The organism is Ancylobacter novellus DSM 506 (assembly GCF_000092925.1).
Taxonomy (GTDB): Bacteria; Pseudomonadota; Alphaproteobacteria; order Rhizobiales; family Xanthobacteraceae; genus Ancylobacter; species Ancylobacter novellus.
On sequence record NC_014217.1, the window covers coordinates 1,171,187 to 1,185,024 of the forward strand.

Sequence of the window (13,838 nt, forward strand, 5' to 3'; positions counted from 1 at the left end):
TACCGGCAGCATGGAAAAATAACAGCAACCGCCGGGTTGCCTCGAAGCGTGACGAAGCTACAGGGCGTTCATGGCCTGGTCGTCGGCGGCGATAGCTCGGGACTTTGCCAGTCGCCCCGACATTCGCCGCGCAATCGTCGTGAGCACTTGGAATTCGCCGCGTCACGCCGGGATGTCGCCGCGTCCGTGGCGAGACGCGCCGACACTTGTTCGTTGCCATTTTGTTGGCTACTGCAGGTGGAGATACGAAATAAGAAGCACATCGCCAATGGACCTTCACAAGGCTTTCGAGGGAGGACGCAAGCAAGGTTTGCTCGTTCGCCAGCGCGATTGCGCGCGCGCCGCGGGGGCCCATGGTGAGGTTGCGCTCGGCGCCCCTGAAAAGCCGGCATTGCACGTCTCGGCGGCAGACACGTCGATGCAGCCGGCTATGCCGGACGAAGAAGTTCCCCAGCCTCGCCGTAAGAGGCCCCTTCGCAAACTGTTGGGGTTCCTGCGTCCCATAGAACGTCGCATTCGCGCGAGCATGCTGAAGCGGATCGCGGCCGGAGTGGATGCGTCCCGACTCGGCGCGACCCTCGATGCCAGCCTGCGGGAATCGGCGGCCGCCATCGACGTGCAATTGCGAGCGTCGACTGAAAACATAGAGCGACAACTGCGGATATTGACCGAAGGCGCGGATTCGCAACTGAAGAACCTGTCCGCGTCGCTGTCCTTGCTCCGGGCCCATGAAATAGTCCGCCAGCTGGCCACCGAACATCGCTTCGATGCCGTCGACGCGCGCTTTGACAAGATATCCGGCGGGTTCGGTCCGATCCACCGGCGGTTCGATGTTGTCGACGAGAGTCTGAACGCCCTTTGCCGGCAGGCCCGTGCGTCCATCGACCTGATGGGGCACGCATTGCGCCGCCGGGTTATCCCCTTGTCCCACGAAGTCCTCTGCCGCACCTCCTTCGGTTGGCTGCTGGCCGACGGCGAAGATCTCCCGCTCATAGCGGCCATGGCTGAAGCCGGCGACGCCCTCGAACCTGGCACCTCGCAGGTCATCCAGAACATTCTCGGCGAAGGTGACGCCGCCCTCGATGTCGGCGCTCATATCGGCACCCTTACCCTCGTCATGGCCGCCAAGGTCGGCAGGCAGGGCCGTGTGATGGCTTTCGAGCCGACGCCGCGCACCGCGGAGCTGCTGCGCAAGTCCGTGCAGTTGCACGACCTCGACCAAGTCATCACCGTGGTCGAGACGGCCGTCGGCGCCGCCAACGGGACCGGCCGTCTTCATCTCGGGCTCACCTCGGGGCACAACAGCCTGCTGCCCGTTCCCGAGGGCGAGGGTTCGGTCGATGTGCCGGTCGCTCCCCTCGACGCGCTGGTGCCGGAAACTGTCGTTCCTCGGCTCGTCAAGATCGACGTCGAAGGCAATGAGATGGACGTATTGCGGGGCATGGAGGGGATCCTTGCCCGCGCGCCCATGGTTGCGCTGATCGTCGAATTCGGTCCGAGCCATCTTCGCCGCAGCGGCATTGCCTCCGCCGACTGGCTGGATGCCTTCGTCCGGCACGGCTTCACGCCCTGGATGATCGACGAAACCGACGGCTCGATCTCTGCGGCCAGGCTTTCGGCGATCGAATCCATGGACTCCATCAATCTCCTGATGCTGCCCGACGAGCCGGGGCGGTGGCCCTTGCTGAGGGTCAGGTCATGACGCCCATCGTCATCCTTGGCGCCGGCGGCCATGGCCGCGTGGTTCAGGAACTGATCCGTGCCCTCGGCATCTACGAGGTCGTAGGCTTTCTCGATCGGGGCGAGCCCGGCCTACGACCGGGCGGCGTGCGCGTGCTCGGCGGCGACGACATGCTGCCGGAGCTCCACAGACAGGGTGTTCGGCACGCCTTCGCCGCCGTCGGGGCCAACGCTCTGCGCGAGCGGATAGGAAACGATCTGCGGCGCATGGACATGGAGCAGCCGTCGCTGGTTCATCCCACTGCCTTCCTGGCGCCGAGCGCTCGCGTGTCGGAAGGTGCGCTCGTCATGGCGCGGGCGGTCGTCGGCACGGATGCGAGGCTCGCGCCTTTCGCCATCCTGAATACCGGCGCCATCGTGGACCACGACGCCGATCTTGGCATCGCCTGTCACGTTGCGCCGGGCTGTGCGCTCGCCGGCAACGTGACCGTCGGGGCCAGGACGCTGATAGGTGTCGGCTCCTCGGTCCGGCCGGAGATAACCATCGGAGCGGATGTCGTCATCGGCGCCGGGTCGGCCGTCGTGCGCGACATCGAGGATGGCGCACGGGTTGCCGGCGCACCGGCCCGTCCTCTCGGGAGCCGGTCGTGACGGCAGTCCCGGAACGCATCGGGCTGATTTCGTCCGCGCGGCCGATGGTGCTCGGCGGCGGCCGTTTCATCGTCGAATGGCTCGAGGAGAAGCTGCGGGAGCGCGGGCATCAAGTCGAGACGATCTTCATCCCGACGACGGAAGAGCCGGACTCCGTCTTGGACCAGATGTTCGCCTTCGGCCTGATGGATCTCGACAGCCATTTCGACCGCGTCATCACCTTCCGGCCGCCGGCCCATATGGTGTGCCATCGCCGGAAGGTCTGCTGGTTCATCCACCACATCCGCCACTTCTACGATCTGTGGGACAGTCCCGATTACAACCCGCTTCACGGCACGGTTGCGGGGGAGGCGCTGCGCGACGTGATCCATGCGGCGGACACCGCCGCCCTTGCCGGCGCCTACCGCCTCTTCACCAACAGCCGGGTCATGGCCAACAGGGTCAAGGCCTTCAACGGCCTCGATGCCACTGTGCTCTATCCGCCGGTACTGTCGCCTGAACTGTTCTTCGATGCCGGGCTCGGCGACGAGGTCGTCTGCATTTGCCGGCTGGAGCATCACAAGCGCCAGCATCTGCTCGTCGAGGCGATGAGCCATGTGCGCTCGCCCCTGCGGCTGCGCCTGAGCGGGGTCGCCTTGGACGAGGGCTATGTCGCTCACTTGCGCCGGCTTGCGGCACAGGCGGGCGAGGATCGCGTGATCATCGAGAACAGGTGGATCACGGAAGAGGAAAAGGCGCAGCAGCTCGCCGGATCGCTGGCGGCGGCCTATGTGCCCTTCGACGAGGATTCCTACGGCTATCCGACCCTCGAGGCTGCCCATGCACGGCGATGCACGCTGGTTCTCGCCGATGGCGGCGGCGTCACGGAGTTCGTGACCGACGGCGTCACCGGCCTGGTCGTCGATCCCGACCCGGAGGCGATCGGCGCCGCGCTCGACAGCCTCTATCTCGACAGGCAGAAAACCGCGCGGATGGGGGAGGCGGCGAACGACCGCATCCGCGAGCTTGGCATCGACTGGGATACGGTCATCGGACAGTTGCTCGCATGAAGGTACTCGTTCTGAACACCCGAGTGCCGTTCATCCGCGGCGGTGCGGAAGAACTGTCGCGGCATCTTGTCCGTCAATTGCTCATCGCCGGGCACGAAGCCGAGGAAATGCGGATCCCGTTTTCGTGGAATCCGAGGGAGCGCCTCGTGGACGAGATGCTCATCGCCCGCAACCTGCGCGTCGCCAATGTCGACAGGGTGATCGCACTGAGGTTCCCAGTGTATCTCGTCCCTCACCCCCGCAAGGTGATCTGGCTGCTGCACCAGTTCCGCCAGGCCTATGACCTGTATGACGCCGGTATGTCGGATCTGGGCGACGATGCCGAGGGTCGGATGCTGCGCCACGCCATCCGCCACGTCGATGAAGAGGCGTTTCGTTCGGCCCATCGCATGTTCGCCCTGAAGGAGGCCGCGCGGCGTCTGCGACGCTATAACGGCGTCGATGCACAGACACTGTCCGCCCCGCTCAACGATCCCGAGCTCTTCCGCGACGAGGCGTCGGACGACTACATCTTTGCCGGCGGCAGGGTGGATGGCGGCAAGCGCCAGGCGCTCCTGGTGGAGGCCCTCCAGCATGCGCCCGACGTGCGGCTCGTCATCGCCGGACCGCCCGAGCATGCAGGGACGGAAGCCGAGCTGCGCGATCTCGCCCGGCGCTGCGGCGTCGAGGATCGTGTCCGGTTCGACCTGAGATTCCTGCCGCGTGAGGAAATCGCGGCGCTGGTGAACCGCTGCCGCGCCGCAGCCTACATTCCCTATGACGAGGACAGCGTCGGCTACGTGACGATGGAGGCCTTTCAGGCCTGCAAACCGGTCATCACCTCGACCGACGCCGGTGGCGTCCTCGATATCGTTCGCGATCAGCGGACCGGCCTGGTCGTCGAACCGACGCCGGAGGCGCTCGGCACGGCCATGGCCACCCTCTATTCGAATCCGAGCCAGGCCGCGCAGCTCGGCGAGGGCGCTCGTCAAATTCTGGAGGAGCAGCGCTATAGTTGGCCGAAGACTTTGGATAGCCTCCTCTCATGATCTCCAAGATCGCCTGGATGACGCCCTGGAATGGCCGGTCGGCCATCGCGAATTTCAGTGCCCATATCGTGCGCGAACTGCGCGAGAGGGGCTGCCGCGTCCAGATTGTTCGCACGGAGAGCGCCGAGGGCCTGGCGCTCGCGCCGCTCGACGACATTGAGCCCGTATTGTCTCTCGCACACATCGCTCCCGAGAGCCTCGCTTGCGACGCTCTCGTGGCCAATATCGGCAATTACTTTCCCTACCATGGCGCCTTGCCGGGCTTCATGGACGAGCATCCCGTCCTCGGGATATTCCACGACGGTTTCCTCGCGGATTTCGCCGCGGCCTGGGCAGACGGCACGAACGGCGGAAACATCACGCCCACGCAGCTGGCAAGCGCCGTATATGGCGATCTGGGGCCGGGTCCCTATTGGCTGCCGCTCGTCAAGATGGCCGAAGAGCGCTCCATGCTCGAATGGCTTTCCCCCATGGTTTCCGGGGCGGTGGTCCACTCGAACTCCTGGGCGGCGCGGCTGCGCGAGAGCTGTCCGGGCGACGTGCTGGTCCGGCCGCTGGCCATGCCCGACGACAACATGCCGCCCCCGCCCGAGCCGCGTGACGATCGGTTGGTCGTGGCCAGCATCGGCTATGTCAATCCCAACAGGCAGGCCGAACAAGTGCTCTATGCGCTTGCGAGCCATGGCGAACTGCGCCGGCGGTGCGAGTTCCGGTTGATCGGGCCCGTCACATCCGAGACCCGGGTGGCGCTCGAAAGCCTGGCCCTCGATCTCGGACTGCGCAGGCCCAGCTTCACGGGATGGGTGGAAGACGCCGAGCTACGCCGCCTGATGGCCACGGTCGACGTCCTGTGCTGCCTCCGCTACCCGATCCTCGAGACCGGTTCGGCCTCTCTGATCACCGCCATGCGGTCGGCCCGTCCGGTTCTGGTTTCCGACCACGGAGGCTATGCGGACGTCCCCGGCGATCTGGTCTATCGCTGTAGCCCGGGAGCCGAGGCACTTGATGTCGCCAAGCATCTGCTCGCGATCATGAACGACCGCGCGGCAGCCGCTGCCAGGGGCGTGCGCGCGCGGAGCTACTCGCTCGACGTGAACTCCGCGCGGCATTACGTGGACGGGCTGTTGCCCGCGCTCGCGCGTGCGGCAGCAGCGGCTCCGATGGTCCGATCGGCGCGCAATCTCGGCAAGCAGATCGGCGGCCTCGGGCTTCCGGCGGACAACGAGACGGCCCGGCGGTTGGAATCGCAACTGTCCGCCATGTTCGGCGAATATCCGGAGTCGGGCGATGCCTGAAAGGATACCGATCTATCGTCCTGACCTGTCGGGCAACGAGAAGGCCTACGTCGTCGATTGCATCGAGAGCTCGTGGATCTCGTCGATCGGCCCCTATGTCGACAAGTTCGAACGCGCGCTGGAGAGCTTCACCAGCATCGAGCACGCGATCAGCATCTGCAACGGGACGACCGCTCTTCATCTCGCCCTGCATTGCCTCGACATCGGCCCCGGCGACGAAGTCATCGTCCCGTCCTTCACCTACATCGCGTCGGTGAACATGATCGCGCTGACGGGCGCCACGCCCGTCTTCGCGGACTGCCGCGCCCGCGACTGGCAGATCGGACCTGACGACATCGCGCCGCTGATCACTTCCCGGACCAAGGCGATCGTGCCGGTGCATCTCTACGGAGCCGTGTGCGACATGCCGGCGATCATGGAGATCGCCGGGAAGCACGGCCTGAAGGTGATCGAGGATTGCGCGGAGTGCCTCGGAGCCTCGCGCGACAATGTCCATCCCGGCGGCTTCGGGGATATCGGCACGTTCTCCTTCTTCGGCAACAAGACCGTCACCACGGGGGAGGGCGGCGCCGTCGTCACGCGCGACCCGGCGCTGGCCACGCGGATGCGTAAGGTCAAGGGACAGGGTCAGAGCTTCGTGCGGCGCTACTGGCACGAAGAACTCGGGTTCAACTACCGCATGACCAATATCGCGGCCGCGATCGGCCTCGCGCAGCTGGAGCGGCTGGACGATATCCTCGCAGCCAAGCGTCGCATCGCAGAGCGCTATCGTACGCTGCTGGCCGACGCTCCCGTGACGTTCCAGCGCCTCGACGAAGGCGTCGTGAGCAGCGAATGGCTCGTCTCCTGCCTGCTGCCGCGCTACTGCGACCGCGACCGCCTCATGGTGGATATGGCTGCCGACGGCATCGAAACCCGGCCCGTATTCTACGGCGCGCATCAGATGCCGATGTACGCGCATCTGGCCCATGACCATCTGCGCACGACCGAGGACATCTCGGCGCGGGGGATCTCGCTGCCGTCCTATCCGCAGCTCGGCGATGCCGATCTGGCAAGGGTGGTGACGGCCTTGACCCGCGCGCTCGACCGGCAGAGCCCGAATCTTCTCGCCCATGTCGCGGGTTGAGCGGCGGGCGCCCGGCCTTCCCGCGAAGCAAAAATTGACATGCTCGCCCCCGCTCCGACCACCGGTCGAGCGGGGTCTCGATCCCCCGACCGGGATCAGGGACCCGTTGTCCTACGGACACGCAGGCGGCCGGAATGCATCCGTCGGTTGATGAAACTTGACGTCGCGGGCGCGGGAATGGAGGTTGGGCGCAGAGACGAAGCGGGGGGCGCTTCGCACGGGACGATCTGCGGCAAGCTGCGGTTCGTACTCATTAACGTCTCGCCGGCACGTGCCTCAGTTCCGATTTTTTTTCTGCCTCCCGCCGTCCCGATTTTGGGGAGCACGCCACTGCTATGACCAGTGCCTTCGTTTCCGGTATGGAAACCGTTTTCCAGCGTACCGCCTTCGCAAAGTGGCTCCGTCTGCGAAGGGAGCCTACGGATCAGGCTTGGGCAAGGGCAGACATCGCCCTCTCGGTTAGCGATGCGAAGACCGCCCATAGAATCTACCGCGTCCTCGTCCGACGCAGGCCGACCACCTCGCATGACTTTCTCCTGGTGGGACTGGCGAATTACCGGCTGGGCAATGGAACGCGTGCGGCGGAGCTCCTCGCGGAAGGCCACAGCCGCTATCCCCTCGCTCTGTCGCTGGCTGAAAACTGCCTTCGCATCTGCGTCGAGCAGCGGCGGCTCGGCTGGATGATCAAGATCCTCGACGCTCGGGCCGGAAGAGCCGCGTTCGAGCAACTGGTCGGTCAATCCACCGATTGGAACACACAGGTCGACCTGGTGGCCTTGCATGTGGAAGCAGGCTCGCCGGAGCTGGCCGATGCGAGGATCGAAGAGATCATCCGGACGAGCGACAATGTAGCCGCGTTGTGGAGACTGTCCGACATCCTTCTCGCACTCGGCCGCAAGGATGAGGCGGCCTCGATCTACAAAGGGCTTTCCAGGCGCGTCGCCGACGGGCCCGAGGCGGCGCTGTGCTGCTCCTTGTCCTTTGAGCGGCTCCTGGCGCCGCAAGAAGCCGCCGATCGGCTCGAAGCAGAAATCGTCCGATACCCGGACGTGCCCTATCTGCGTGAGCATCTCCTGCGTATTTCCCTGGATAACCGGCAGTTCAACAGGGCAGCCAGGCTCGTAGATGGCGAGGCAAACGGTCCCGAAGCGATAGAGGCGGCTCTTGAGGCCCTTAACGCGCGGGCGGGAAGTGCGGCGTTCGAACAACCGGTCAGTCAATCCACCGATTGGAACGCGCAGGTAGACCTGGTGGCCCTCCATCTGGAAACGGGCTCGCCGGAACTTGCCGATGCGAAGATCGAGGAGATCATCTGGACGTGCGACAATGTAATCGCGTTGTGGAGACTGTCGGACATCCTTCTGGCATTCGGCCGCAAGGATGAGGCGGCCTCCATCTACGAAAAGCTTTCCAAGCGCGTCATCGACGGACCCGAGGCAGCGCTGTACTGCTCCTTGTCCTTTGAGCGGCTCCTGGCGCCTCAAGAAGCCGCCGATCGGCTCGAAGCACAACTCGTCCGATACCCGGACGTGCCCTATATTCGTGAGCATCTCCTGCGTATTTCCTTTGATAATGGACTGTTTGACAGGATAGCCAGGTTCGTAGATGCCGAGGCAAATGATCCTGAAGCGATAGAGGTCGCACTCGAACAATTTTCAGAGCGCAGGCAACAACTGAAGATTGTAGAATACTATATCGACAAGGAAGACATATCCCGTGTCAAGCGCAAGCTGAGCCAGGCTCCCGGCGATGAACCCGACCCAAGCGGTTCGCTTTGGAACATCGCCGATCGGCTGGAAGGCAAGGGTTTTGCGGCCGAAGCCCGTGAAATCTACCAGTCCTTGATGACCCGGCCGCGCGAGAGCATGTGGGATGCTTATTTCGCGGGAGCGTCCGCACTGAGGCTGAGCGATATCGCTGCTTGCCTGACGGTTCTTGAAGAGGGGCTGAGAAAATATCCGGAAGCGGTTGAGCTTCGTCATTTTTATCTTCAGATGTGTGCTCATCAGCTTAAATATGAGCGATATTTCTCCTTCATGGAGAGCTTATCGATCGATTCTGATCATGGAGGCCGATCGGTCGCCGAATTTTACATCTATGCGATGCAGTTGGATCCCCTGATCGCCGAAGCTGTCATATTGAACTACAAGGATCTTCAACGAATATGCGCCGTCGAGACCTTCGGCGGTCTCGTTCATAAGGCGCTAGAAATTATAGGAAGGGCGAATCTCTCTAGTCACAAGGCGAGATTGTTCATCTTCTTCTGCAGGTATCTGGATCTGGACGAGAGCTTCGCGGCGACGCTGCGGCAGATGGTTCGATGTCGGACCGATGATGGAGTGGAAGTCAGCGACACGCTGAAGAAAGAAGAGCGTGTGATCGACATGCTATTCCAGCTGACCCCGCCCATGGTTCCGTCCGCGGCGGGCCGGGCCGAGGCGCAGATGCACCAGTTCATCGACGCGTGCCATTCCCTCGCTCTTTCACCGGTCGAATTGGCGGACCCGATAAGCGACATGTCCAACAACTGGACGCCGTGGCAGTACCTGTTCTGCCTGGGTGCCATCGACGCCTACAACTCCGCCGTCGCCGCCCTGGAAAGCATCGCCTTCAAGACCTGGCCGAAGCTCAATCAGACCGCGCGCCACATCTCCGACGAGAGGCTGCGACCTGTTCCGGGCCGGCGGATCCGCATCGGTTTCATGGTGCACGATTCCATGCCCATGATGTCGGGTCTGCTGAGCGGACTGGAGCCGACCGTCTTTGAGACTGTCTTCATTCGACCAGGAAGAATGGGGCTGAGCAGGGCGGCGCAGGACTGGGTTCTGCGGACGGAAAGAGTAGTCGAAGTCTCCGATACGGATGTCTATTCGGCAATCGAAGCGATCGCGGCCGAGCAGTTCGACATCATCGTGTCGGGTCCGTCCATTGCAGCGGTGTTCTTTCCGATGATGGCGCGGCTCGCGCACCTGCAGATGGTCCTGCTCGAGCCGAACTGGACCGACGGGTTGACCAATGCGGACTACTACATCTCCTGGAAACCCGCCGAGCCGGTCGATTTCGCAGAGTTCTACAGGTCGAAGGTCGCCCTGCTGAAGCACCCGCCCTATTACATCGAACGGCATTCGGTGGACGAGATCGCCGAGTCGACCAAGTCGGAGTTGAGGCAGCGGCTGTTCGGGCCGGGCGCCGCGGGGCGCGTCTATCTTTGCGCCAACACGCCGCCCAAGATCCATCCCTACATGGACGACATGTTCCGCCGGCTGCTGGAGAGCGATCCCGAAGCAACGCTCGTCTTCCTGCGGGGCGAATATCCTCCTTCCAAGACGTTGCGGTTCAGGCTGCACCAGAAGCTCGGCACGCTGATCGACAGGGTCGTCTTCCTGCCCACGCTGAAGCAGGAGGATGCGCATCGCCTGCTGCTGGCGGTCGACTGCTGCCTGGATTCGTTTCCGCTCTGCGGCATGTCGTCGAGTTTCGACGCGGCGATGGTGGGCGTGCCCACGGTTACGCTTCCCTCGGAGATGCCTTTCGGGAAATGGACAGCGACGATCTATGAGCACATCGGCGTGTCAGGCCTGACGGCGAGAGACGAGGACGAATATCTGCAGATCGCCCTCAGGCTCGCCAAGGACCCTGTGTGGCGAAACGGTTTGGGCGCCGAGTTGCGGCAGAAGGCTGGGCTGTTCATCGAAAGCGCCGCGAGCGTCGGCGCGTTCGCGGAATTCATCGCCCGGTCGTGGGAGCGCCACCGGGCAGGACTTCCTCCGGCGGACTGGATCGACGGCAGGTGGCAAGCGCGCGCGACAAGTGCCGCCTCCGTGCAGCAGGGCGCCGCCCCAATCGAGGACCGGAAGGCCGCGGCGCCGGCCTGACGATCGGCCGACGGCCTGCCACGGATCCGGCCGGGTTGTCAGCCATACAGGCGCTGCTGCTCCTCGGCGATGGCCCGCGCGCGGTCGTAGAGGATGCAGTCGGCTTCCGCGAGCGTCTCTATGACGCCGAGCGCTTCCTTGCCTATATCGATTCGTTGGGGGCGCTCGGGCGTGACCAGGTGATGAGGTACCTCCGCCATCGGCTTGAGCCCGAACATGGCTGGAAGCACCCGCACATCCCGATCGAGCGTCAGCGTGGTTGCCACCCACGCGCAGGAATCGAGATGCTGCAAGGCCGCGTCGAGCCCGCGACCGGCGGCAACGGCCTCGCCGCCCGCCAGGTAGCCCATCATCATCCCCAAATTCGCCCGCAACTGCGAACTCGGATCGAGCAGGAGCTCGTCGACGGGGCGGGACGCGGCTTCGTCTGCGCCCCGCTGGGTTTCAGGGCTGAATATCCCCTCATGCGCGTGTGCCCGCCAATATCCGTATAAGGACAATATGAGCTCGACGGGATCGCGCAGGACCGTGAGGACCTGTGGCCTCTCCGGAAACAGGGCAAGCACATCCCAGCCGAAATGGCCCGACAGGAGCGCGTAGCCCGTCGTCCGTTCGCGCAACTCCTGCTCCGACAGCGCCACATGGTAGCGCCCCGGGTGGACGGCCGCGGAAAGAACCGAGAACAGCGAGGTTCCGGCCGTCTTCGGGATATGCAGTTGGAACAGCATGTCGCATTCCTGTTGTGGCGGCAGAATCCCGCTTGGCCGCAGGATAGCGCAACGATCCGGTGTTGCCGAAGTTTCCGGCCATGGCCCACGAAGTGAGGTGCTTCCCGAATTTGATCCAGCAGGAGTTGGAGAATTCCGGGAGTGATGGCTCAGGTCGGCGTGGGTGCGGAAGAGCCGTTCATGAGTCGGTCGGCGGCTTGTTGCCGATCGCGCTGTCCGGGGCGAGCCTCCCCAGCGTGAAAGATTTCACTATGCGGAGTGCTGATTTTGGAACCAACTGCTTCTGAGTCAGCGCAGAGAGATCATCTCAATGTTCGTGGCGCTGAGTTTTCGACGCGGGGACCGTCCCACCACCATGCGAGGGGCGCGCAGGTGTAGAAGGCCAGCGCCGTAGCCTGGATGGCGCCCGGCACGGTGCCGAAGCGGGCGAGGTGGCGCGCGGCCGGGACGCCGCACAGGCTCACGGCGACGGCGATGTCGCAGATGACGAACAGCGCCAGGGCGCCGATGCCGACCGCGAGAGCTTCGGGGGGCGGCCAGAGGTGGGAGATGCGCGGCATCACCACGGACACGGTGACGAGCGAAGCGATGAGAAATGCTGCTGCCTCCGCCAGCGCCCCCGTCCGCGCGCCGACAGCTCCATCAAGATAGGTCGCCCGCAGAGGTCCCGTGACGAGATAGACGGCGAAGAGGACGGCGAAATGGCCGCCGGCGGCGAGGCTGATCCGAGCCGCTTTCACGTCCGCCTCGCGGGTACGAGCAGCATCCGCCCATAGCCCGCCGCGAAGAGCAGATAGGCCACGGCCCAGGCGAGGCCGGCGCAGGCAAGCCCGTGCGTCATCCACCCGCCGGCATAGGGGGCGGCGATGCGGGCGGCAGCTCCGACGAGGACGAGGGCGAACATCGCGACCTCCAGCCGTCCGGCGGCGAGCGGCCGGCCGGAATGGCCGCGGCTGGCGCGCGTCATCACTGCGAGCGTCATGGCGCCGAAGGTGCCGACGGTCCACACATGCACGGCCGCGACCGGATCGACGAGGCGGGGCGCGACGATCGAGGCGGCGACAGCGATGAAGCCAAGGGGGATGGTGGCGAAGCCGATGTGCAGGACGAGGAGCAGCGGCTCGGATCGAGTGGCGAGGCCGTGCCACCGGCAGAGCCGAACCGCCGTCAGCACGCCGGCAAGGCCGAGTAGAACGGCGGTGGCGCGTGCGTCGGGGAGGGCGGTCCAGGCGGCGAGGCCGAGGCCGCACGCCACCATCGACACCATGTCGAGGCGGGAGAAGGCGGCGGGCAGCTCGGTGACCTTGCGGGCCGTCAGCCAGTTCCGCGTGAAGGCGGGGACGATGCGCCCGCCGATCAGCAGGACGAGGACGAGCACGAGGGCGACCGCTGCGCGCAGCGAATAGTCCGCCGCCCCGGCAAGGCGCGCCTCGAGATGGAAGGCGAGGTCGGCGAAGCCCAGCGCCGCGACGACGGCGACGATGCGTAGGTTCCGGTAGTTCCCCGCCGCGACCACCTCGCGGGCGAACACGGCCGCAAGCGCGAGCGGGAAGGCGAGGTCCACCGCCATCGCCGCATCGGCGCCGATCAGCGCGGAGGTGGAGACGGCCACACGCCCGGCGAGCCACAGGACGACGAGCCCGAGCAGTTCGCGCCCGGCGACCGGCGGGCGCCCCGTCCAGTTGCTGACGGCGGTCAGGGCGAAACCGGCGATGATCGCCATGACCCCGCCGAACAGCATGGTGTGGACGTGCCAGTCCCGCGCCGAAAGCGCGGTCGGGATTTCGAGCCCGCCGAGATAGACAGGGATCCAGCCGAGCACCGAGCCGGCCATGGCGAGGGCGCCGAGCAGGAAGAACGGACGGAAGCCGCCGGAAAGCCAGTGAGGCGTGGTCATTTGCCTGTGCCCGCAAGGATAGGAGTGTCGCCGCGCGATCAGAGCCCGCCGAGCAGCGCGGTGAACTTCTTGTTCGCCGCGCCGCTGGTCTTCACGGCCTTGGCGGCATCGAGATTCACCGGGTCGCCGACGACGATAAGGCCCACCATGCCCATGGCGATGTGGGGCTTGCACTTCACGCCATAGACGCCGGCCTGGGTGAAGGTAACGGTGATGTCCTGGCCCATCTTGCCTTCGAAAGGCTGGGCGCCGTCGGGGATCATGCCCTTGATGGTCTCGGCATTGTGCCCGGGATCGGTCGCCTTGAACGTCACCGTGTCGCCGGGCGCGACCTTGATCAGGTCGGGTTCGAACACCATCGCGCCCTTCTCGCCCTTGTTGAGCATCTTCACCTCGTGGTCGGCGGCCATGGCGGCCGTTCCGGCCAGCGTCACGGCGGCGATGAGGGCGAGGGAGAAGCTCTTGGTCTTCATGGTCTTTCTCCGAAGCGGACCACCGCGGCCCGTTGC

Annotated in this window: 11 protein-coding genes; 7 read left to right on the top strand and 4 right to left on the bottom strand. The window is 64.9% G+C overall.

Annotated features, from left to right (window positions below; genetic code table 11):
* Positions 1-268: 268 nt before the first annotated feature.
* From SNOV_RS22535 to SNOV_RS05700, 7 genes are all read left to right on the top strand, one after another.
* On the top strand, positions 269-1,702 hold the full coding sequence (locus SNOV_RS22535; RefSeq protein WP_049785702.1) for an FkbM family methyltransferase: 1,434 nt from the start codon (positions 269-271) through the stop codon (positions 1,700-1,702).
* The gene (locus tag SNOV_RS05675; RefSeq protein ID WP_013165957.1) at positions 1,699-2,331 is read left to right on the top strand and encodes an acetyltransferase; all 633 of its coding nucleotides are present in this window, start codon (positions 1,699-1,701) and stop codon (positions 2,329-2,331) included. Before SNOV_RS22535 ends, SNOV_RS05675 begins: the two co-directional genes overlap by 4 nt.
* Positions 2,328-3,380 (top strand): glycosyltransferase family 4 protein, encoded by a 1,053-nt coding sequence (locus SNOV_RS05680; RefSeq protein ID WP_013165958.1) that lies wholly within the window; start codon positions 2,328-2,330, stop codon positions 3,378-3,380. Before SNOV_RS05675 ends, SNOV_RS05680 begins: the two co-directional genes overlap by 4 nt.
* On the top strand, positions 3,377-4,408 hold the full coding sequence (locus SNOV_RS05685) for a glycosyltransferase family 4 protein (protein ID WP_013165959.1): 1,032 nt from the start codon (positions 3,377-3,379) through the stop codon (positions 4,406-4,408). The genes SNOV_RS05680 and SNOV_RS05685 overlap by 4 nt, the downstream gene beginning before the upstream one ends.
* The gene (locus SNOV_RS05690; RefSeq protein WP_013165960.1) at positions 4,405-5,703 is read left to right on the top strand and encodes a glycosyltransferase; all 1,299 of its coding nucleotides are present in this window, start codon (positions 4,405-4,407) and stop codon (positions 5,701-5,703) included. Before SNOV_RS05685 ends, SNOV_RS05690 begins: the two co-directional genes overlap by 4 nt.
* Positions 5,696-6,829, top strand: a complete 1,134-nt coding sequence (locus SNOV_RS05695) for a DegT/DnrJ/EryC1/StrS family aminotransferase (protein ID WP_013165961.1) — start codon at positions 5,696-5,698, stop codon at positions 6,827-6,829. Before SNOV_RS05690 ends, SNOV_RS05695 begins: the two co-directional genes overlap by 8 nt.
* 335 nt (positions 6,830-7,164) lie before the next feature.
* Entirely contained in the window at positions 7,165-10,704 is a 3,540-nt protein-coding gene (locus SNOV_RS05700; RefSeq protein ID WP_013165962.1) for a tetratricopeptide repeat protein, read from the top strand.
* 38 nt (positions 10,705-10,742) lie between these two features.
* Here the strand turns inward: SNOV_RS05700 and SNOV_RS05705 are convergent, their stop codons facing one another.
* From SNOV_RS05705 to SNOV_RS05720, 4 genes are all read right to left on the bottom strand, one after another.
* Positions 10,743-11,432 (bottom strand): hypothetical protein, encoded by a 690-nt coding sequence (locus tag SNOV_RS05705; RefSeq protein ID WP_013165963.1) that lies wholly within the window; start codon positions 11,430-11,432, stop codon positions 10,743-10,745.
* 302 nt (positions 11,433-11,734) lie between these two features.
* On the bottom strand, positions 11,735-12,172 hold the full coding sequence (locus SNOV_RS05710) for a hypothetical protein (protein ID WP_013165964.1): 438 nt from the start codon (positions 12,170-12,172) through the stop codon (positions 11,735-11,737).
* Complete coding sequence (locus SNOV_RS05715) at positions 12,169-13,329, bottom strand: NnrS family protein (RefSeq protein ID WP_013165965.1); 1,161 nt, start codon at positions 13,327-13,329, stop codon at positions 12,169-12,171. Before SNOV_RS05715 ends, SNOV_RS05710 begins: the two co-directional genes overlap by 4 nt.
* 38 nt (positions 13,330-13,367) lie before the next feature.
* Entirely contained in the window at positions 13,368-13,802 is a 435-nt protein-coding gene (locus SNOV_RS05720; RefSeq protein WP_041782018.1) for a pseudoazurin, read from the bottom strand.
* Between the last annotated feature and the right edge of the window lie 36 nt (positions 13,803-13,838).